The sequence below is a fragment of the Tuberibacillus calidus DSM 17572 genome (assembly GCF_000430685.1).
GTDB lineage: Bacteria > Bacillota > Bacilli > Bacillales > Sporolactobacillaceae > Tuberibacillus > Tuberibacillus calidus.
This window is the reverse complement of record NZ_AUMM01000008.1, coordinates 15,333-33,621: the sequence shown is the minus strand read 5'-3', so window position 1 is coordinate 33,621 and position 18,289 is coordinate 15,333. Positions and strand designations below refer to the sequence as shown.

Genomic DNA, 18,289 nt, shown 5'->3' with positions numbered 1-18,289 from the left:
CCAAAAGGGCTTTTGGAACCGGGCTAAAGGCTATTTTGGTTCGCTTCCTACTCCAAAATGGCTTTTTGGATACAAATATTGGAAAAACAGTCTTCAATTCGGTATCGTTTTTCCAGTAAATTCAAGCTAAATGCCATTCTAAAAAATTTTTCAGCCCAAAACGGCTTTTAGAGCCATGCTATATGCCATTTTGGTTCGCATCCTACTCCAAAATGGTTTTTTGGATACAGATATTGGCAAAACAGTTCTCAAATCAGGCTCGTTTTTACAGTAAATTCAAGCTAAAGACCATTTCAAAAAATTTCTCAGCCCAAAACGGCTTTTAGAGCCGCGCTATAGACCATTTTGGTTGGCTTCCTGCTCCCAAATGGCTTTTTGAATACAGATATTGGCAAAACAGACCTCAAATCAGGCTCGTTTTTCCAGTAAATTCAAGCTAAAGACCATTTCAAAAAATTTCTCAGCCCAAAACGGCTTTTAGAGCCGCGCTATAGACCATTTTGGTTGGCTTCCTGCTCCCAAATGGCTTTTTGAATACAGATATTGGCAAAGCATCCATCAGATCAGGATCATTTTTCCAATAAATTCAAGCTAAAAGCCATTTCAAAAAAATTCTAAGCCTAAAATAACTTTTGGAACCGCACTAATTGCCATCCTAAACGACAAAAAAGCCCGGTGCTCGTCACCGGGCCATGCAATATTTAGGGAGGTCAGGTAGTCTTTGACGACTTCCTTTACTTTATGATAATGAAGCGCTCCAAATAATGTGACGGCGAAAGCCTTAATGAAGTAGTCCAGACTTCTCTCAAGCATCCTCTTACATGCACAATCATAAACGATCGGCTAAGAAACAGACAGCGGCGCTGGGATGGTTTTTTACTAGATTAAAAGTCGGAATGGCCATAGGTCTCAAGTCCGAAAACCGTTGTTTCTAAGTTGTTGAGGTGGATCGCTCTTCAGGCTTCACTCGCCACCGGACAAAGAAACTTCCTATAATCAATACCACTCCTGAAAAAAGAAAAACATAATTCGTAGCCAAAGCTCCCGAAATATATCCCCCGACTATCGGTCCCGATAAATTTCCAAGAAAACGGCTGCTAGCGGTCACACCGAAGGCTCGTCCCTGAACCATTTTCGGGCTTCGTTTATGAATCAACGACTGGATGGCCGGCCACATACCGCCGATAAACAACCCTTGCAAGAACCGCCACAAATACAGCTCATAAATGTTCTTCGTCCATATTTGCGGTAAGGCCAACAATCCGCTCAATAACATCACAACTGGTAATATTTTTGCTTGCCCAAGTTTATCTCCCAACTTCCCGATATAAGGCGCACCAATGATGGTTGCAATCCCCGTTAAGGATGAGGCAAGGCCAGATAGGAAGGCTAAATTGCCCACATTGCCCACCAGGGTTTTTACAAAAATCGTCATCATGGAATTCGTCCCTTGAATCGAGACCTGGACGAGAAATGTTGCCGCAAATAATGAGATCAGAACGGGGTTCGTCAAGACTTGTTTATATGATCCATGATTTTCTTTCGTTTGTTTGACGACGGGATCCTTCTCTAAGAGAAATATGACCGGAATGAGAGTCAATAAGATACAAATCCCCGTTATGGAAAACACCATGCGAAAACCGAATAGGTCGGATAAAAATCCGCCAATTAAAGGGCCGATAATACCGCCGGCGATGTTTCCGGTTTGCAGTGTCCCGAGGGCCTCCCCAATGTTTTGTTTAGGTGTGATCCGCGATAAATATGAAAATGAGACCGTGATAAACCCGGAAAAAAAGCCGACGACAAATCTCAGAATTAAGAGCATGAACGGCGTATGGGCAAAGGCCATGGAAAATGTTATGAGCCCCATGCCAATCCCCGCGCGGATAAGGTTAGCCCGCTGGCCGTATTTATCGGCAAAAACCCCCCAAATCGGTGCCATCACGGCCGCCGAAAGGAAGGTCGCAGAAAAAATGGCCCCGGTCCACATGCTCAACGCATGGTGTTCTTTAATGCCCATTTGCAACAAAAAAAGCGCCAAAAACGGTATGACCATTGTCATTCCAGCGGAAATCATGAAGTTACAAACCCATAAAATCCTCGCACTTCGCTTCCAATTCATTCCCGTCGCCTTCTGTCATGTTGTCATTGGGTTTTATTCTAACATGCAGAAAAAATTTTTTTGAGAAATTTGCTTAAATGGCTTGTCATCGTACTGGCGATTGTATATAATAAAAATGCGAACGGATGTTCTATAATTTTAAAAAACCTATTGAAAAAGGAGTGATCTCAATGCCAGATTTTAAATTTGAAATCCTAAAATCTTACGGAGCTCTCTCCAAATCTGAAAGCGGTTGGCAAAAGGAACTGACGATTGTCAGTTGGAACGACCGGGAGCCAAAATATGACATCCGCAATTGGTCACCGCAAAAAGAACGGATGGGCCGCGGCATTACCCTGACGAAAGAAGAACTGCTCTCCTTGAAAAACATCCTCGATCACATCTTCGCAAACCAGGATCCATCCCAGTTATCTCAAATTCCCAGGTAAGCGCTCAATAAGTAAACGCCGCAATAATTTGCCCGATGCATTTCTCGGCAATTCATCAACAAAGAACACATATTTAGGAATTTTATAGCCAGCCAAATGATCGCGTAAAAACATCTGCACATCGGATTCGGTGATATCTGAAGAAGGTCGTACCCGAATAAAAGCTGCTGGCACCTTTCCCCACTCATCGTCATGAACACCAATCACACCGGCCTCAGCAATGTCGGGATGGGCGAGAAGCGCTGCTTCCACTTCGGCAGGATAAACGTTTTCTCCGCCGGATATGAACATATCTTTACGCCGGTCAAGCACATAAAGGAAGCCATCATGATCAAGGTAACCGATATCGCCGGTTTTTAACCATCCGTTCGCCAACACTGAATTGGTTTCGCTTGGTCGATGCCAATAACCCGGCGTGACATTCGGTCCTTTAACGATAATTTCTCCTTCTTCCATCGCGTTAAGCTCCGAACCTTCTTCGTCAATGATTCGAATTTGTGCCGGAAATAACGGTTTTCCTGCTGACCCTAATTTTTCAAACATATATTCTGGTGAAAGCGTCACGATTTGTGATGCCGTTTCACTAAGCCCATAGGTTTGAAAGACTGGGATCCCTTTATCTCGGCATTCTTCTAACATCGGTAATGGGGCAGGACCGCCACCAAGAAGTAGACAGCGAAAATGTTCAGGATATGCCTTTTCCTTTAAATCATCCAAAAGTTTTGTGACCATCGCACTGACGGCTGACATCATCGTTACCCCGCGCTCGCGGATCACCTGATTGACTTCTGAGGCATTAAATTTGGACTGAAGGTATATGGGCATACCATAAATAACGTTTTTCATCAAGATGGATAGCCCGCTCACATGGAACATCGGTAAACAAAGCAGCCATTTATCATTCATGTTAAGGCCGAGATTTAAGGCTGAGCCGACCGCACTCCACCAATGGTTTCCATATGTCAAAATAACCCCCTTTGGTCGGCCGGTTGTTCCAGATGTATAAATGATTGTATGGGGTTCGTCTAAAGCCAACTCATCTTTAAAGTTGATGCTTTCAGCGAGATCTGATTCATCCAGAGACTGGATATGATACGCCTTAATGCCTTCCTTTTCAAGCGCTTCCGCCTGAGTCCGACATCCTTCATCATAGAGAAGGCATAACGCCTCACAATCACGAATTTGCCACAGTAATTCCGGAACACTGAGTCGGATATTTAACGGTACGGCGGTTGCACCTAAATAAGATAAGGCGTGATAGGTGCCAATCATTGTAACGGAATTGGTTTGCAAAATGGCTACTCGTTTTCCTTCCTTGATCCCTAACCTAAAGAATTTAGCGGCCAGTGACCTCGCCATTTGGTCAAGTTCGGCAAACGTCCATGCGGCATCCGCTGTTTCTACGGCGATCCGCTGTGGTGACAGCGCCGCCCTCTGCTTTAACCAATTCGGCATCGTTGTTACAGTCATCGTTGTATAAACTCCTTCCGACTAAATTGGAAAAAGAGGTCAACTCATGCGGAGTCCTCCACGAGTCAACCTCTTATAAACATTCTATCACGGGAATCTTGGAAACTTGCCGAAGTCGGGCTTGCGTTTCTCCTTAAAGGCATCCCGTCCTTCTTTAGCTTCATCCGTTGTATAGTAAAGGAGTGTGGCATCGCCGCCGAGTTGTTGCAGGCCAGCCAGTCCATCCGTATCAGCGTTAAAGGAGGCTTTTAGGAAGCGAATGGCTGTCGGGCTTTTTTCAAGAATTTCGCGGCACCATTTGATCGTTTCTTCTTCCAATTGTTCAAGCGGCACAACGGTATTGACAAGCCCCATCTCCAAGGCTTCCTGTGCATTGTATTGACGGCAGAGATACCAGATCTCACGCGCCTTTTTATGACCGACAATTCGGGCAAGGTAACCCGCACCGTAACCTGCATCGAAGCTGCCGACTTTTGGTCCGGTTTGTCCAAAGATCGCATTGTCAGCCGCAATCGTTAAATCACATAGAATGTGGAGGACATGCCCCCCGCCAATCGCATAACCCGCTACCATCGCAATGACTGGTTTCGGAATCATCCGGATTAAACGCTGTAAATCCAAAACATTTAACCGTGGGATATTGTCCTCACCAACATAGCCACCATGGCCGCGCACTTTTTGGTCTCCACCTGAGCAAAACGCCTTGGTGCCTGCACCCGTTAAAATAATGACACCGATACTGGCATCATCCCTGGCGCGGGAGAAAGCATCATACATTTCCATTACGGTTTTAGGGGTAAAAGCATTATGCACATGCGGGCGGTTAATCGTGATTTTCGCAATTCCGTCTGTTGTCTCATAAAGAATCTCATCATATGTATGAGCCGTTTTCCATTCAACCGTCATTTCTGCCATCCTTTCAGTTCATGAATTGATAGAATCGATCAAATACTATTTTACCAAATGTTTGGGGAGATTCCACGTGAACGGCATGACCAGAACCTTCCACGATCACATGTACACTATTTGGAAGACTTTTTTTCATGCGTTCAGCGATCTTGACGAATTTCACATCCTTGCGTCCTGTTACAAGCATGACGTGTTGTTTGATATATGGAAGTGCCTCCCACAGTGAAGGTTGTCGGCCCGTCCCCATGCCTCTTAAACTGGCGGCTAGACCGATAGGATTTTGGGAGAGCCGTTCTTTCCGAATGGCATGCTTCACATGTTCCGGAAGCGTCTTTTGGCTCGCAAATAAAGGCAGCGATTCCCATCTGTTCACAAAAGCGATAAGGCCATTTTCTTTAATGAAGTCGGCAAGCGCTTCATCCTGCCGGATTCTATCCAGCCTTTCCGCTTTCGTCTCGAGTCCGGGAGAGGCGCTTTCTAAAAGTACGGCGCGGATGAGCTCGGGCTTTTTCACGGTCAGATACAAGGCGATGCGGCCGCCCATGGAATACCCTAAAACGTTGGTCTTTTGGATGCCCAAGTCCCGGAGCAAAAGTTCTAAGGCGTCTGAAAAAGCTTCCATAGAATATAGCGAAATCTGTTCAGGGGAATCGCTTTCCCCATGCCCGATGATATCCACAGCAATGGTTTGGTATCTTTGTGACCATAAAGGTATAAACGGTTTCCAAGTCGCTTTCGAACCCGTAAAGCCGTGAAGCAAAAGAAGCGAGGGTCCGCTTCCGGCAACTTCAAAGGCATAATGGACACCATTTAATATCGTTTTCATATGAGATTCCGCTCCATGGCATGATCCACCGCCCGAACCACACGGCTCCATAAGTCACGGTGAAGCGCGGCATTTTCTTTACGCACCGTTACAGCCTCAATGATTTTCAAGCCTTTAACCGTTTTTCCTTCGTCCAAAGCCTTGGTAAACGATGGCAAATCAACGGCCTTACTATAGTTGGCCCCATATAGCCGTGCGACGGCTTCGATATCGATGTCTAACGGAGTGCCAAATAGCGTTTCGAACGTCTCTTTCTTTTCTTCCGCTTGGGAAAGAAAGGAAAAGATACCTCCACCGTTATTATTAATGACGACAATAGTGATATCTAACGCGTAGCGTTTAGCAACCATTAAGCCGTTCATATCATGGAAAAAGGACAAATCACCGATTAAAAGCGTCACTGGCTTTCGAACCGTGCTGACCCCTAATGCTGTAGAGACAACGCCGTCGATGCCATTGGCCCCGCGATTGGCATAAAGGGCAAGCGGTGTCTTGCGTTTAAGAAGAAAAGTGTCCACATCTCGAATTGGCATGCTATTACCGACGAAAAGCACTGCGTGATCATCTAACTGCTTCAAGAGATGGGCAACCACTTGGCCTTCAAACCAAGGACTATCTTCAACGAAATGATGAATCTCGGATGCCGTCACCTTGTCGATGCGTTGCCATAGGCCAAGCCAATCGGGAGTCGGTCGGTATCCCACCTTTTCAAGCGCCTTCGCCAAACTTTTACAGAACAAAGACGCATTGCTTTTAACGAATCGTGTCGCTAAATGGGTCGGTTCCCGAAAGACAGCCGCCTCATCAATCACCCAGTAATGTTTCGGGGCACATTTCTCTAAATATTTCAGAAAAGGTTTTGACACGGGCATGGCCCCGAAGCGGATGACAGCATCCGGTTGAACAGATGTGGTAAAACGATCAGACCTTAGAAACGCATCATACCCGCTGATGATCGGTGATGCCTCATCACCGCCTATGCGGAGCCCTGAGAGCGGATCGGCAATAACCGGAGCATTTAAAAGGTTCGCAAGCTCCAAAATGTATGGTCTCAAGTTCGAATTTGTTTGCGGTCCCACACAAATCAGCGGTCTTTCAACATTTTTCCAAAGAAGAGCCCATTCTGTATAAACCACCTCATCGACCGCCGGTGACCCTAGGGTAAGGGACTGAGTGAAAGCAGGTGATTCCGTATGAAACAACTCTGGTTTCATTTCCGGGACGAGCGGTTCGCGAAACGGAAAGTTTAAATGGACTGGGCCGCTTGGCGCGTCGATCGCCGCCCCGCACGCGCGGATCGCACTCGCTTTGACAAAGTGGTTTAAACCCGGGCTTCCGTCCGGTATCGGCATATCCTGATAATGTTTAACGTGGTTGCCATATAATTTGATTTGATCAATCGTTTGCGGTGCACCAACTTCCCGCAATTCATGTGGGCGGTCAGCTGTTAAAACGATGAGCGGGACCCGGCTGTAACGCGCTTCAATGATCGCTGGAAAATAGTTCGCCGCAGCCGTTCCCGAAGAACATAAAAGCACGACCGGCTCATGTAAGGCTTTAGCCATCCCTAACGCAAAAAATGCAGCGGAACGCTCATCCACATTGATCCATGTTTCTATTTGCGGGTGAGCATGAAAGGTGATGGCCAACGGGGTTGACCGCGAACCCGGACTAATAACGACCTTATGAACACCCGCTTGATACAATCCGTCAACAAAAGAAGCGGTATAGCCGCCTAGATCCGTTTGATTAAACATGTAAGACACCTTCTAACGCTCGGAGTATGGGACGAAATTTCATTTCCGTTTCCTCATATTCTTGATCGGGTTTGGAGTCTTTGACAATACCGCAACCGGCAAAAAGGCGGAGTTTTTGGCCACTGAGAAGCACCGAGCGTATCCCGACGGCAAAATCTCCGTATTGAAAACCATCCGTCCACCCCACAGGAGCAGCATACCAACCGCGCTCATGCGGTTCTAATTCGCCGATCATGGCAAGGGCACGCTCACGAGGGCTCCCACCCATAGCCGGAGTTGGGTGGAGGGAGCCAATGACTTTAAAAAGTGATGCCGTTTTTTTCATCTGCCCTCTAACAGGTGTATACAAATGCTGGACGCTCTCTGTTTTTACCAGCCTCGGGTACCCAGGGGCAGAAATCGTTTCACAAAACGCCTGCATCGTCTCTATGATGCTTTCAACGACAAATCGGTGTTCCGCAAGGTTTTTTGAGTCTTGAAGCAAGCTTTGACCGATCGCTTCATCTTCAGCAGCCGTTTCTCCGCGTCGGTCAGTTCCCGCCAAACAATCGACGTAAAGATGTTCCCCATCCCGCTTAACCAGCCGCTCGGGTGTTGCCCCTAAGAAACAATCACCTTCGCGTTCAATGGCAAACACGAAACCATATGTCCGATTGGCGTAGAGTTTTTCCAGAAGGATGGCGGGCTCCAAGATTTTGTTCAATATTATATTTAATGTCCGAGATAAAACAACCTTATCCACGTGTCCCGCGCGAATGCGATCAATGATTTCGCGCGCCGCCTGGAGCCAATCCCCCCTATGATCTGAAACCTTTTGCAAGATTTTCAAGTCAGGCGTGTCCTGTTTTTCCTGCGAAAAAAGTAAGATTTGCAAATCATTTTTCAAGCGGTTGAGCATTTCATCTTTAGAAAATCCAGAGCGAAGATGCATATTAATGGTCAACCACGCTTGGTCATCTTTTTCAGTAAAAAGATAACGCGGGATAAAGAAACCAGCGCTGGGGAAATGCTGCCATTCCCCTACGGACTGAACCTTGTCGGAAAACGAAAACCCGCCGATCATTAAGGGGCCTGTCCCATAAATTATTCTATTTTTCACCGCATGATGGATGACTTGCTGGTACCATTCTTCAGTTTCCTGAAAACGCCTGTCACCTTGGGCGTTATATTCCAAAGCGGCGCCAATACCAACGAACGTGACCCCGCGATCTTCCGACCAAAAAGCGCGCCGGTGAACGGATAGTTTCGAACCGTTTGCAAAGACGTTCAGTAGATCAGCGGGCGGAATCGGTATAATATAGCTGACCAGGCCTCTTCCGGCAAAGCCAGCCATCCATTCGACCGCTTTTTCTAATTCTAGTGTTAAGTATTGTTCTTCCATTGTGACCACCTATAACCTCCTCATGACCGGAGGAAACCACTTATCTAAATAAAACAAACGCACTGAAAACCAATGTAAGCATACACCTACGGATTTTTCGATGTCAATTTTAAGCGCCCGTTTGACATGGCATTTCATCAGGGTTTTTCATCATCGCTTACAGCTCTTGCTAAGGGGTTAAACTTCGCAGCCTTCGTTTTCCGTCGTTGGTGGACTTCCTCTTTATCAAGTCTCGTTTCGCTGGATCGACCTTTGTTGACACTTATTCAGGATTCTCTTAAACTTATATAGAATAACCTGAACGATGATGAAAGAAAGGCGAATGGCAATGATGACTGAACAGAAGCGTTTGGAAAAAAATACGGGTTGGCGCATCTGGTGGAAATTGCTTAGACCACATACCCTAACAGCCTCTTTTGTTCCGGTTATTTTAGGTACAGCTATGGCCCTTTCCGTATCTGAAATTAAAGTTTCGATATTTATTGCCATGTTAGTCGCATCCCTTTTAATTCAAGCGGCAACCAACATGTTCAATGAATATTTTGATTATAAAAGAGGCTTGGATACCGCCGAGTCCGTAGGCATTGGCGGCACGATTGTCCGCGACGGCGTTCGGCCGGAAACCGTCCTTTATTTAGCCTATGCTTTTTGCGGCATCGCTACTTTAATCGGTGTCTATATCTGTGCCATGAGCAGTTGGTGGCTCGCTTTGATCGGCACGATTTGTATGATGGCTGGATATTTTTATACGGGCGGCCCTTATCCGATTGCTTATACCCCTTTCGGTGAACTGGTATCCGGACTTTTTATGGGACTTATTCTTGTTTTAATTTCTTTCTTTGTTGAAACGGGGACGATCACCGAAACAAGTGTGCTCCTTTCAATCCCTATTGCCGTATTAGTCGGCGGCATCATGATGGCCAATAACATCCGCGACCTTGACACTGATAAAGAAAAAGGACGCCGGACGTTAGCGATCCTTCTCGGCCGAAAGAAAGCCATTTTATTCTTATCTGGAATGTTTGCCGTTAGCTATTTATGGATTATCGGGTTGATGATCTTTCATGTCGCCTCATTATGGCTGTTACTCGTCTTTATTAGCTTACCGAAAGCGATCCAAGCCGCCAGCCTATTTCGCGGCCGGACATCATCCTTACATCTCATGCCTGCCATGAAAGCGACGGCTCAATTAAATACGTTGTTCGGATTCTTACTATCCCTAGGACTCTTATTAGATTATCTCTTTGTTTAAAGGCACAACTCCCTTAGACAGTATTACAATAGAGAAAAGGTTGACCCTTGCTTCCCAGCATTTTTTGCCCATTAGGCGTGCGCTCTAACCGCCACAGGACAAAGCTTACCGGAATGCATCGGTCAACCTTTTTTATTCCATCGAACCGTATAAACCCTCTATACCGATTATGAGAACTTTCAATAACCTACCGCTTTGCGGGTGGGCGTCCCCAAATTCTCCCCCCTAAACATGATCGAGGTGGAAAGTTTTCAAATGACTCCTTCTTCAGATCTCTAATGAAAAATCAATTGATACAACAAGAAAAGATTCAATCCGATGATCAGCACCGCGACACACCAAGCCACAATCGTTGTCACCTTTTTATTTACCAAAGCACCCATCAATTTCCTATCACTTGTAAAGACGATCAATGGAATTAAAGCGAAAGCGATGCCGAATGATAAAATGACTTGGCTCATGACAAGCGCCCAAGTCGGGTTGACGCCGGATAAAATGACGGCAAGCGGTGGCAACATCGTGATGACGCGGCGAACATAGAGGTTGATGTGCTTTTTAATAAATCCCCGCATCATGATGTCCCCCGACATCGTACCGACCGATGAACTCGATAATCCCGCCGAAAGTAGTCCAACGCCGAATAAGATGGCAGAGGCCGGCCCAACTAACGACCCCAGTTCCTTAAAAGCCACATCGAGATCTTCAATAGCGAGCCCGTTTTGATGGAACAGGGCACTGGCCATTACAAGCATGCTGCCGTTGATGAGTCCGGCGACAACCATTGCGATCAGGATGTCGATGAATTCAAAACGGAAAATCTTTTCCTTTTCTAAATCATTGATGCCAACGACTCGGTTTTGCGTCAGGGATGAATGTAAATAAATGGCGTGGGGCATGACGGTTGCTCCAAGTATCCCCGCAGCAAGCATAATGCTGTCAACCCCTTGAAACTGGGGGATCAACAGTCCCTTTACCAAGTCGTATCCGTTCGGTTCCGCCCAAAAAATCTGAAAGGCAAAAGCCAAGACGACGACAATGACCATAGCAGTAATACCGGCCTCGAGTTTGCGAACACCGCGCGCCTGCAACATCAGAATCAAAAACGAGAGGATGGCGACGATGACAGCTGAAACAAGCATGGGAACGTGAAAGATTAAGTAAAACCCGAGCGCCGCCCCGGTAAATTCGGCTAGATCTGTTGCCATTACGACCAGTTCGCTTTGTAACCATAAGATGATGTTTACCGGCTTGGAGTAATGATTGCCAGCTACTTCCGGCAGGTTTTGTCCAGTGGCGATCCCTAACTTAGCCGATAAAGTTTGAATGAGAATCGCCATGATATTTGAAAGGGCGATGACCCACAATAAAAGGTAGCCGTATTTAGATCCTGCCGCGATGTTCGTTGCAAAGTTCCCTGGGTCAATGTAGGCCACAGCGGCAATAAAGGCGGGACCCAAAAATGGTAAAATCCGTTTTAACCCCTTTGTCTCACCGCGGAGAGCAGCATAAGCCGCCTCTGCCTCCACTTTATTTTTTTTATTCACTAAAGGATTTGACACCGTTTTTTCATTCATCGTTCTCTCTCCAATCAGACGGTCCGTGCTTAGTATATTCCCTATTGAACGATTTATTGCCTGATGCCATATTATTTTACATATAAAAAAATGTTTCCTTAAGGAAAATCTTCTTTAGCATCAATATATGCCTTCATTTGAAAAATGTCAATAATTATACACATTTAATAAAAAGAAACCTGGCACCGCCATGGCTTTGAGGTAAAGACATCACTTTATGATGAATGAAAAAAAGACGGTTAACCTGAGCAGCCGCTTCCCCTATCTTTTCGTTAATGGTACGAACCTTAGCTTCCACGGTCTTTCACCTGCCTTTTCTAAATGGCACTTTTTCAGCCAATCCCTTTATACAAAATGATTGCCGCAATACGCCGAATGAGCTATAATATATCTCGAATTAAAGACGTTCCTTCAGGGCAGGGTGAAATTCCCGACCGGCGGTGATAAGATTTTTCTTTAAGTCCGCGAGCCGTTTATACGGCAGGATCCGGTGCGAATCCGGAACCGACAGTACAGTCTGGATGGGAGAAGGATGATGATTGCAATGATTTGGCACAATTATTGCGCCAACTTGCGTATAACCATAAAGCCCAAGGGAATGTCCCTTGGGCTTTTTTATGGATTTGATCATCATCAGACTGACCCCGCAGAAAATAACAAATGAGGTGATCTGATGAAATCAACGTCTTTAAGAAAAAACATTATGGTCGCATTACTTGCTGCCATCGCCTTTATCATCATGTTTTTGCAGTTTCCGTTGCCATTATTCCCCACATTCTTAACGATTGATCTGAGCGATGTACCAGCGATCATAGGGGCGATTGTCTATGGACCGGCGGCAGGCATTATTATCGAAGCGATCAAGAACCTGCTCCATTGGCTGACAAGCGGTTCAGTGACAGGGGTTCCGATCGGCGAATTCGCGAACTTTTTAACCGGAACGGTTTACATTTTAGTTAGCACTTGGCTGTTCCGGAAACGGAAAACCTTCTCATCGCTCATCAGCGGGATGGTCGCCGGGACGATCGTGACAGCCATAGTCATGAGCATTGCCAATTATTTTGTCATTTTTCCAAGCTATGCGTATTTCCTTGGTTTCCCGATTGACGCCGCGGTAAAAATGGCACAAGCTGCAAATCATTCCATTAACGACTTGTTTAGTTTAGTCGTCCTAGGGGTTTTGCCCTTTAACATTATTAAGTGCATCATTATTTCCATTATCGCCATTCCGATCTATGCCCGCGTGCGTCCTCGGATGAACCTTAACATATAATAACGAAAATAATTACTAAACCACCTTTTCCCCCTTTTGGAGGATGTTCTCAACTCTCATGCCGAGAACATCCTCCGCTTTCTTTTTATACTCTTTCCAGTATAAAAAGAAAAGCCGCCCGTAAGTCCTTTTTCAGGACTTTTGAAGCGGCCTCTTGGGGGCTTACCAAACGTATGCCGTACCTACAATGATCAAAAGAATAAACAATACAACGATCAACGCAAAGCCGGCGCCATAGCCGTACCCACCAGCAAAATAACCCATATCGTCAATCGCTCCTTTAACAACGTTTTTGAGGCCATTTACCTCACAATAACAACTTATGCTGGATGGATGATATGGTGTGGACGGACGCGGATTTCCGCAACAACTCTTTTTCAACCGGCTTCGCTCATCATCTTTCTGGTATAATAGGAAGAATCATGCAAGAAGGGTGTTCCGGATCATGGTAAATGACTTGATGGGCGCACTTCGTCTCTGTCGTTTTGCCAAGCGGCGCGCCGGTATTTAAATTGACGTCATATTTCGGAAAGGCGCTGGATGATACCTCAATCCGGATGCAATGCCCTTTCTTAAAAACATGGGATGTGTTCCAACAGTCAATCTCGTATTTATAGATTTTACCAGGCTCGATCAGCTCAGGATTTTCCATCCCATTGCGGAAGCGGGCGCGTACCATGCCATCGGTTAATCGTTGGACAAATCCGTTGGGATGAACGTCCAACAATTTCACCATAAAATCCGTATCGACGACGTTCGATGCGGCATAGAGTTCCATTTTTATCGGACCGGTGACCTCTGTATCTTTCTCCAATTTTTCAGTGGTATAGACTAAAACATCATCACGGCGTTCGATGGCCGCGTAATCATCTGCACCGCCGATCTGGCTTGACGTCATATCGGTGATAAAAGGGACGGGGTTTTTCGGGTCATAATCATACTCATCGAAAGCCCTTTCCGACTCAAGCGGCGGATTTACGCTCAGCATCCCATCTCCGAAACGGCTGTTCGCTCCAAGGGGACCGCTATGAATAAAAAAGCGGGTATACCTCGTATTCGGCAGTGGCCAAGCGTCTTCTTCGACCCACTCGTTTCGGCCCATGATAAAGATTTTTACCGGCTTTTCTTCATCGATGCCGTTCGGGATGTTTTTCAGCCAGCGGTCAAACCATTTCAGTTGAATACCTTTCAAGTCGATGATGGCATCCGGGCCGAATTCCACATCACCAATGCGCGTTGACGTATTAATCTGGTGAATCCATGGTCCCATGATAAGTTTTTGATTGCGGCGTGCCTTCTCCGATGGTGCATGTTTCGTCATTCCGATAAAATTTAACGGTGTGCCAACTTGTTCGTCGTCATACCAACCCGAGATGTGCATGACCGGGAGATCGATTTGGTCGAAATGTTGTTGATAACAAATTTTCTTCCACCAGTCGTCGAGTCTTGGATGTTCCAACTCCTCGCGCCACATGGGTAAAACTTTACCGGTTTTCTCGTCCATCGTCATGAGCGGAAGGTGTTTGTACACGTCCTCCCATGGAACGACGTCGGTATTTTGCATGACGCGACCGCTTGTCATATAAAGCCAACAGACGTGCATCGGCGTCGGCGTTCCCGTCGGCCATTCCACAAAGGGATCCGATGGCGAAACCGAAGCAATCATCGTTTTTAAATGCGGCGGCTTCGTCAAAGCCGTTAACCACTGGATGCGGGCAAGATAAGACCCTCCCATCGTGCCGACATGCCCATCACACCACGGCTGAACGGCTGCCCATTCAATGCAGTCATAACCGTCTTCTGCTTCTTGGCGATACGGAATGAACTCCCCTTCGGAATCCCCTCTCCCGCGGACGTCGATGACAAGTACAGCATAGCCGTGTTCGGCGAAATAACAGCTCGTCTCGTGGTGTGCCGTCGTATTTTTTAAATAGGGCGTGCGGACGACGATAGCCGGATACCTTCCCTCTTTTTTCGGCCGATAAAGATCGGCACTGAGGGTGATGCCATCCCTAAGCGGGATGCGCACGTTACGGGAAATCGCGATGTCCATTGTTTCCGTCATGTTACAGCCTCCTTTTTATTTGTTTATTTCGCCATATGCACCTCTTTTCCTCTTTATTAAAAGAAAAACCAGGCGAACGCCCGGTTTTTGTATGGAAAAGAAAGGTCGCTCAGCCCGCGTCCGCACCAGGCGCCTCATTAAGTGACATGTTTGGAAACTAGAAGGCCTCCGTTATTTCTTACATGTAAAAAAAAACACCTGCACGATCCAGGTGTTTGAAAAGGTTCTGATTTATTCCCACGGTTTTTTCGTCGTAAAAATCTGTGCAAATCGGCGGCTGTCTTCTTTCCGCAGCTTCCGTATTTCATGGCGGGCCGGTGCGCTTTCGTGAAGCATAATCTCTTCATCGGTTTCGGGAATGACCGGCGGCACTTCCGTCGGTCGACCATCCTCTCCCAATGCAACGAAGGTGAGAAATGAAGTGGCAGCCAATACTCTTTTCCCCGTCAGGAGATCTTCACTGATGACTTTGACGAAGATTTCCATCGATGTTTTATGCGTCCATGTCACAAAAGATTCCAAGCAGACCGATGTCCCTGCTTTAATGGGATGTAAAAAGTCCACCGAATCAGTCGAGGCGGTCACGACCGGTTTCCGGGCATGCCGAACAGCAGAAATGGCCGCAATATCATCTATATAAGACATCAATTTCCCGCCGAACATCGTGTTGTATTGGTTCGTATCCTGCGGCAAGACATGGGCCGATTTGACGGCGCGGGATTCGTTGACATACTTTGGTTCAAGCATACATCACACTTCCTTCCGTACCAAGTATATAGACAATCCACCGTAAAATCAAACAGATATAAGCTATGATCCCATTGAACTTTTCGCCTGCATAAAGCGGTGGTTCACCTCCCACTCGCTTAAGGGCTTTGTCAATACGATCACACTATTTAGTCGCATCGTTTTTTTGATCATTCATTGGCGAATTGGCAACTGCCAACTTTCCATGGACTGTTCAAGATAGCGCGATAATGTACACGAAAAAAACGTTAATGGGGCTAGGTAAGAAGGAATATGTTTTATGACAAAAGAATTATTAATGAAAAAAGCGTTTTAAACCTGTTTTTTCCATCTTTAAGGATAAATGAAGGAGGCGATGGTGTCATGTTGCATACCGTAAGCATCGTGAATGGGAAATCTCTCGGAGGAGCTGGCGATTCCATCACTGTAAAAAATCCTTCCGACCTTTCGGAAATTGTCGGGGAAGTCACTTTCTCAACGCCAGAAACCGCACAAGAAGCCGTACAAGCGGCCCGTGTTGCTTTTCCAAAATGGCGGCGTCTGACCGGTGATGAAAGAGGCCGTTATCTTTATGCCATGGGAGAAGCCCTAGAAAGGCATTTAGATGAGGTAGCGACATTAGCAAGCCAAGAGATGGGGAAACCTTTGGCAGAGATGAAGGGCGAAGTGATCCGCGGTGTGAATCTTTTAAAATACTATGCCGCAGAAGGTGTACGCGCGGTTGGGCATGTCATTCCGTCAAGTGCCCAAAATGTTTTACAGTATACAAAACGCGTGCCGCTTGGGGTTGCCGCTCTCATCACGCCGTGGAATTTTCCGGTTGCTATCCCTATATGGAAACTCGCTCCCGCTTTAATCTGTGGGAACACAGTCGTTTGGAAGCCAGCGGAAAACGCCTCATTATCCGCTTATAAACTTATGGAAGTTTTCATGGAAGCGGGTCTTCCGGAAGGCGTTGTCAACCTTGTCATCGGCCGGGGCCAGGATGTCGGCGCTTACTTATCTGAAGAAGCCCCCATTGATGTCTTATCCTTTACTGGGTCCACCGGCACTGGCTTGTCCGTCGCTGCCGGGTGTGCAAGGCGAAATGTCAAATATCAAACGGAAATGGGCGGTAAAAATGCTGCCATCGTTTTAAATGATGCCGACCTTGAAACAACTCTACCCGCGATCATAAGCGGCGCTTTCCGTTCCGCCGGACAAAAATGCACGGCCACAAGCCGGGTGATCGTTGAGGAAGAGATTTTCGAACCATTTATTGAATCATTCATCGAAAACATGAAAGCGGTTAAATTAGGTCATGCCCTAGAACACGGAACTTATCTCGGGCCAGTCGCTTCAAAGGAACAATTTGAAAAAGTCCAACATTATGTACAGCTTGCCAAGTCTGAAGCCGACGTGATTTATGAAAACCAAGAAGCGATCGGCTACGACGGCTACTATATCCATCCATTGATTATCACCGGGGTTTCAAGCGACCATCGTCTTTTTCAAGAGGAGATTTTCGGCCCGGTCGTCACAGTGATGAAGGTGAAAAACTTTGATGAAGCCATCCACCTTTTAAACCAAACACCATACGGTTTAAGCGGTTCTGTTTTTACAAACAATATCAGCCATGCCTTGCGTTTTCTTGATGAGGCAGACATTGGTATGGTTCGGGTCAATCTGGAAACCGCCGGCGTGGAATATCAAGCCCCGTTTGGTGGAATGAAACAATCCAGCTCCCATACGCGTGAACAAGGACAGGCAGCATTAGACTTTTATTCCATCGTGAAAACATGTGCAATAAAATATTAACCAAAAACCACACATACACAGACATCGATGATCGTTGAGCTTTTTTGCGCAAGATTTTGTAGGACCCCGTCAGAAATCTTGCGCCATTTTTATTTACTGCTAAACCTTTCGCTAGCTTTTTCATTGTATGGCATGACTTGTTTCGCCCCATCGATTTAGGGCTACAAGTCGATGGTAAACACGTATTTGTTGGTTTCTGTGCCCCGCTATACATGATTTGTAAAATTTCTCTCTTTATGAGCTTGATTTCAATCACCGGAAATGAAGTCCCATTTTCAATTGTAAAAAACCACAAAAAGGTTTTTATATCTCCGAAGACAAGCCGCACTTGGCTCCGCTAATAAAAACTTGGCTCAGCTAAGCCGTTTTGAGTGCGGTCAGAACCTTCGTTTTCTTACGCTGATCAAAAAAATAAATCCTTTCATACCCGTGCAAAAAGAGACAAGCCAATGGCTTATCTCTGTTGATCCGTTGCTTGATCCAAATATTCATTGGCCATTTTCTTGAGTTGAGCTTTTTCACCGCGATTGAAGCGCATCAAACCGACGGCTGCTGCCCCGATGCCGGCCCCAGCAAGCATTGACATCATCGTTCCCTTTCGCATTCGCATACGCATGTATCCCACCACCTTCTCAATGATTTCACGATTAGTTTTTGCGGCCGGAAGCATTTCATGCAGGAAAAAGTC

The 18,289-nt window shown here is 46.2% G+C and carries 15 protein-coding genes and 1 riboswitch; of the genes, 4 read left to right on the top strand and 11 right to left on the bottom strand.

Annotated features, from left to right (window positions below; genetic code table 11):
* Positions 1–931: 931 nt before the first annotated feature.
* Positions 932–2,122, bottom strand: a complete 1,191-nt coding sequence (locus H532_RS0102660) for an MFS transporter (protein ID WP_027724191.1) — start codon at positions 2,120–2,122, stop codon at positions 932–934.
* A gap of 170 nt (positions 2,123–2,292) precedes the next feature.
* On the opposite strand from H532_RS0102660, the gene H532_RS0102655 reads away from it, so the two are divergent.
* Complete coding sequence (locus tag H532_RS0102655) at positions 2,293–2,550, top strand: YdbC family protein (RefSeq protein WP_027724190.1); 258 nt, start codon at positions 2,293–2,295, stop codon at positions 2,548–2,550.
* Here H532_RS0102655 and H532_RS0102650 read toward each other — a convergent pair.
* The 5 genes from H532_RS0102650 to H532_RS0102630 all read right to left on the bottom strand — a co-directional run bounded on the left by H532_RS0102650 (position 2,530) and on the right by H532_RS0102630 (position 8,893).
* Entirely contained in the window at positions 2,530–4,020 is a 1,491-nt protein-coding gene (locus H532_RS0102650; protein ID WP_038111365.1) for an o-succinylbenzoate--CoA ligase, read from the bottom strand. The two genes, H532_RS0102655 and H532_RS0102650, sit on opposite strands and share 21 nt — an antisense overlap.
* Positions 4,021–4,107: 87 nt before the next feature.
* On the bottom strand, positions 4,108–4,926 hold the full coding sequence (gene menB / locus H532_RS0102645; RefSeq protein WP_027724188.1) for a 1,4-dihydroxy-2-naphthoyl-CoA synthase: 819 nt from the start codon (positions 4,924–4,926) through the stop codon (positions 4,108–4,110).
* A 13-nt stretch (positions 4,927–4,939) separates the two neighbouring features.
* Complete coding sequence (gene menH / locus H532_RS0102640; RefSeq protein WP_027724187.1) at positions 4,940–5,755, bottom strand: 2-succinyl-6-hydroxy-2,4-cyclohexadiene-1-carboxylate synthase; 816 nt, start codon at positions 5,753–5,755, stop codon at positions 4,940–4,942.
* On the bottom strand, positions 5,752–7,512 hold the full coding sequence (gene menD, locus H532_RS0102635) for a 2-succinyl-5-enolpyruvyl-6-hydroxy-3-cyclohexene-1-carboxylic-acid synthase (RefSeq protein ID WP_027724186.1): 1,761 nt from the start codon (positions 7,510–7,512) through the stop codon (positions 5,752–5,754). The genes menH and menD overlap by 4 nt, the downstream gene beginning before the upstream one ends.
* Positions 7,505–8,893, bottom strand: a complete 1,389-nt coding sequence (locus tag H532_RS0102630) for an isochorismate synthase (RefSeq protein WP_038111385.1) — start codon at positions 8,891–8,893, stop codon at positions 7,505–7,507. The genes menD and H532_RS0102630 overlap by 8 nt, the downstream gene beginning before the upstream one ends.
* A 307-nt stretch (positions 8,894–9,200) precedes the next feature.
* Here H532_RS0102630 and H532_RS0102625 point away from each other — a divergent pair, with 307 nt between their 5' ends.
* On the top strand, positions 9,201–10,145 hold the full coding sequence (locus tag H532_RS0102625; RefSeq protein WP_245566396.1) for a 1,4-dihydroxy-2-naphthoate polyprenyltransferase: 945 nt from the start codon (positions 9,201–9,203) through the stop codon (positions 10,143–10,145).
* Positions 10,146–10,420: 275 nt separating this feature from the next.
* On the opposite strand, the gene H532_RS0102620 is transcribed toward H532_RS0102625, so the two are convergent.
* Entirely contained in the window at positions 10,421–11,719 is a 1,299-nt protein-coding gene (locus H532_RS0102620) for an Nramp family divalent metal transporter (RefSeq protein ID WP_051263085.1), read from the bottom strand.
* A gap of 403 nt (positions 11,720–12,122) precedes the next feature.
* A riboswitch (FMN riboswitch) is annotated at positions 12,123–12,256 on the top strand.
* 136 nt (positions 12,257–12,392) lie between these two features.
* Between H532_RS0102620 and H532_RS0102605 the strand changes: the two genes are divergently transcribed.
* Positions 12,393–12,992: an ECF transporter S component gene (locus H532_RS0102605; RefSeq protein WP_027724181.1), complete on the top strand. Its 600-nt coding sequence runs from the start codon at positions 12,393–12,395 to the stop codon at positions 12,990–12,992.
* A 162-nt stretch (positions 12,993–13,154) separates the two neighbouring features.
* Here the strand turns inward: H532_RS0102605 and H532_RS19780 are convergent, their stop codons facing one another.
* The 3 genes from H532_RS19780 to H532_RS0102590 form a co-directional block, all read right to left on the bottom strand.
* Complete coding sequence (locus H532_RS19780) at positions 13,155–13,256, bottom strand: YjcZ family sporulation protein (RefSeq protein WP_081412276.1); 102 nt, start codon at positions 13,254–13,256, stop codon at positions 13,155–13,157.
* 130 nt (positions 13,257–13,386) lie between these two features.
* On the bottom strand, positions 13,387–15,057 hold the full coding sequence (locus tag H532_RS0102595; RefSeq protein ID WP_027724180.1) for a CocE/NonD family hydrolase: 1,671 nt from the start codon (positions 15,055–15,057) through the stop codon (positions 13,387–13,389).
* A gap of 231 nt (positions 15,058–15,288) precedes the next feature.
* Entirely contained in the window at positions 15,289–15,804 is a 516-nt protein-coding gene (locus H532_RS0102590; protein WP_027724179.1) for an acyl-CoA thioesterase, read from the bottom strand.
* 366 nt (positions 15,805–16,170) lie between these two features.
* Here H532_RS0102590 and H532_RS0102585 point away from each other — a divergent pair, with 366 nt between their 5' ends.
* A complete protein-coding gene (locus H532_RS0102585) occupies positions 16,171–17,601 on the top strand; it encodes an aldehyde dehydrogenase family protein (protein WP_027724178.1) in 1,431 nt (476 codons plus the stop codon).
* Positions 17,602–18,055: 454 nt separating this feature from the next.
* Here the strand turns inward: H532_RS0102585 and H532_RS19395 are convergent, their stop codons facing one another.
* Positions 18,056–18,217, bottom strand: a complete 162-nt coding sequence (locus H532_RS19395) for a hypothetical protein (protein WP_155994950.1) — start codon at positions 18,215–18,217, stop codon at positions 18,056–18,058.
* Positions 18,218–18,289: the final 72 nt, after the last annotated feature.

Excerpts from the sequence above, each read along its gene's own strand:
- H532_RS0102660 (WP_027724191.1), bottom strand. The coding sequence starts at position 2,122 with ATGAATTGGAAGCGAAGTGCGAGGATTTTATGGGTTTGTAACTTCATG.
- H532_RS0102655 (WP_027724190.1), top strand. The coding sequence starts at position 2,293 with ATGCCAGATTTTAAATTTGAAATCCTAAAATCTTACGGAGCTCTCTCC.
- H532_RS0102650 (WP_038111365.1), bottom strand. The coding sequence starts at position 4,020 with ATGACTGTAACAACGATGCCGAATTGGTTAAAGCAGAGGGCGGCGCTG.
- menB (WP_027724188.1), bottom strand. The coding sequence starts at position 4,926 with ATGACGGTTGAATGGAAAACGGCTCATACATATGATGAGATTCTTTAT.
- menH (WP_027724187.1), bottom strand. The coding sequence starts at position 5,755 with ATGAAAACGATATTAAATGGTGTCCATTATGCCTTTGAAGTTGCCGGA.
- menD (WP_027724186.1), bottom strand. The coding sequence starts at position 7,512 with ATGTTTAATCAAACGGATCTAGGCGGCTATACCGCTTCTTTTGTTGAC.
- H532_RS0102630 (WP_038111385.1), bottom strand. The coding sequence starts at position 8,893 with ATGGAAGAACAATACTTAACACTAGAATTAGAAAAAGCGGTCGAATGG.
- H532_RS0102625 (WP_245566396.1), top strand. The coding sequence starts at position 9,201 with ATGAAAGAAAGGCGAATGGCAATGATGACTGAACAGAAGCGTTTGGAA.
- H532_RS0102620 (WP_051263085.1), bottom strand. The coding sequence starts at position 11,719 with ATGAATGAAAAAACGGTGTCAAATCCTTTAGTGAATAAAAAAAATAAA.
- H532_RS0102605 (WP_027724181.1), top strand. The coding sequence starts at position 12,393 with ATGAAATCAACGTCTTTAAGAAAAAACATTATGGTCGCATTACTTGCT.
- H532_RS19780 (WP_081412276.1), bottom strand. The coding sequence starts at position 13,256 with ATGGGTTATTTTGCTGGTGGGTACGGCTATGGCGCCGGCTTTGCGTTG.
- H532_RS0102595 (WP_027724180.1), bottom strand. The coding sequence starts at position 15,057 with ATGACGGAAACAATGGACATCGCGATTTCCCGTAACGTGCGCATCCCG.
- H532_RS0102590 (WP_027724179.1), bottom strand. The coding sequence starts at position 15,804 with ATGCTTGAACCAAAGTATGTCAACGAATCCCGCGCCGTCAAATCGGCC.
- H532_RS19395 (WP_155994950.1), bottom strand. The coding sequence starts at position 18,217 with ATGCGTATGCGAATGCGAAAGGGAACGATGATGTCAATGCTTGCTGGG.